Raw genomic sequence first — 2,500 nt, 5'->3', positions numbered from 1 at the left:
GTGGCTAGGGGTGAAAGGCCAATCAAACTCGGAGATAGCTGGTTCTCCGCGAAATCTATTTAGGTAGAGCGTTGAATGAATACCTTCGGGGGTAGAGCACTGGATGGGCTATGGGGACTCACCGTCTTACTGATCCTAACCAAACTGCGAATACCGAAGAGTACTGTTCAGCAGACACACGGCGGGTGCTAACGTCCGTCGTGAAAAGGGCAACAACCCTGACCTCCAGCTAAGGTCCCCAAGTCATGGCTAAGTGGGAAAGGATGTGAGGATCCCAAAACAACCAGGATGTTGGCTTAGAAGCAGCCATCATTTAAAGAAAGCGTAACAGCTCACTGGTCTAAATAAGGGTCTTTGCGCCGAAAATGTACCGGGGCTCAAGCCATGCACCGAAGCTGAGGATGTGGATTTATCCACGTGGTAGCGGAGCGTTCCGTAGACTGATGAAGGGAGACCCGTGAGGGCTCCTGGAGGTATCGGAAGTGCGAATGTTGACATGAGTAACGATAAAGAGGGTGAGAGACCCTCTCGCCGAAAGACCAAGGGTTCCTGCTTAAAGTTAATCTGAGCAGGGTTAGCCGGCCCCTAAGACGAGGCGGAAACGCGTAGTCGATGGGAACCACGTTAATATTCGTGGGCCAGGCGGTGGTGACGGATTGCACAAATCGTAAGATCTTATTGGATTGATTTTGCGGTGGAGCGGTTCCAGGAAATAGCCCCGTCGTGAGACCGTACCCGAAACCGACACAGGTGGTCAGGTAGAGTATACCAAGGCGCTTGAGAGAACTGCGTTGAAGGAACTCGGCAAATTGCACGCGTAACTTCGGAAGAAGCGTGACCTCTTAGTACGCAAGTATTGAGAGGTGGCACAGACCAGGGGGTAGCGACTGTTTATCAAAAACACAGGGCTCTGCGAAGTCTTTAAGACGACGTATAGGGTCTGACGCCTGCCCGGTGCTGGAAGGTTAAGAGGAGATGTGCAAGCATTGAATCGAAGCCCCAGTAAACGGCGGCCGTAACTATAACGGTCCTAAGGTAGCGAAATTCCTTGTCGGGTAAGTTCCGACCTGCACGAATGGCGTAACGACTTCCCCGCTGTCTCCAACGCAGACTCAGTGAAATTGAATTCCCCGTGAAGATGCGGGGTTCCTGCGGTCAGACGGAAAGACCCCGTGCACCTTTACTATAGCTTTACACTGGCATTTACCAAGACATGTGTAGGATAGGTGGTAGGCTTTGAAGCGCGGACGCCAGTTTGCGTGGAGCCATCCTTGAAATACCACCCTTATCTTCGTGGATGTCTAACCGCGATCCGTTATCCGGATCCGGGACAGTGTATGGTGGGTAGTTTGACTGGGGCGGTCGCCTCCTAAAGAGTAACGGAGGCGCGCGATGGTGGGCTCAGAACGGTCGGAAATCGTTCGCTGAGTGCAATGGCATAAGCCCGCCTGACTGCGAGACTGACAAGTCGAGCAGAGACGAAAGTCGGTCATAGTGATCCGGTGGTCCCGCGTGGAAGGGCCATCGCTCAACGGATAAAAGGTACGCCGGGGATAACAGGCTGATGACCCCCAAGAGTCCATATCGACGGGGTTGTTTGGCACCTCGATGTCGGCTCATCGCATCCTGGGGCTGGAGCAGGTCCCAAGGGTTTGGCTGTTCGCCAATTAAAGCGGTACGTGAGCTGGGTTCAGAACGTCGTGAGACAGTTCGGTCCCTATCTGCCGTGGGTGTAGGAATATTGACAGGATCTGTCCCTAGTACGAGAGGACCGGGATGGACGTATCTCTGGTGGACCTGTTGTGGCGCCAGCCGCATAGCAGGGTAGCTATATACGGAATGGATAACCGCTGAAGGCATCTAAGCGGGAAACCAACCTGAAAACGAGTGTTCCCTATCAGAGCCGTTGTAGACGACAACGTTGATAGGCCGGGTGTGGAAGCGCAGCAATGTGTGAAGCTTACCGGTACTAATCGCTCGATCGGCTTGATCGTTCTCATTGTTCATGTTCATCAGCAAAGCTGATGAACACGATCTTTATCGCTCACGGGTCGCACCGCGCATCTGACGATGCGCTGACCCTGCGCGGGCGCGCTCACGCGACGCACTAGCGTGCTACGGGGTAGTTCCCTGATAGTCACTGCTATGGTGCTTTGCAAAAGCGCTTCAACAACCAGCTTCTCGAAAAAAAAACATGCTGCATTTGGCTGACCTGGTGGTTATGGCGGGGTCCTTAACACCCGTTCCCATTCCGAACACGGCCGTGAAATGCCCCAGCGCTGATGGTACTTTGTCTTAAGGCACGGGAGAGTAAGTCGCTGCCAGGTCTGCCAAATGCAACATGATATCTTCTCATTCAAAAACGGCGACTGCCGATAACAAGCCGCCGATAAGGCGGCTTTTTTGTTGCCTCAAAAATATAACGCGGGGTGGAGCAGCCCGGTAGCTCGTCAGGCTCATAACCTGAAGGCCGCAGGTTCAAATCCTGCCCCCGCAACCA

General features: G+C 53.5%; 1 tRNA gene and 2 rRNA genes (1 of these 3 cut by a window edge). All 3 read left to right on the top strand.

Annotated elements, in window-relative coordinates:
- A 23S ribosomal RNA gene (locus tag ABID12_RS20705) occupies nt 1-1,994 on the top strand; it begins 803 nt to the left of the window's first position.
- Nucleotides 1,995-2,211: 217 nt separating this feature from the next.
- Nucleotides 2,212-2,327: ribosomal RNA gene (gene rrf / locus ABID12_RS20700) — 5S ribosomal RNA — on the top strand.
- A gap of 96 nt (nt 2,328-2,423) precedes the next feature.
- Nucleotides 2,424-2,500 (top strand) — tRNA-Met (locus tag ABID12_RS20695).

The sequence above is a fragment of the Martelella mangrovi genome (assembly GCF_040545495.1).
GTDB lineage: Bacteria > Pseudomonadota > Alphaproteobacteria > Rhizobiales > Rhizobiaceae > Martelella > Martelella mangrovi.
This window is presented reverse-complemented; position numbering and strand designations above follow the sequence as displayed.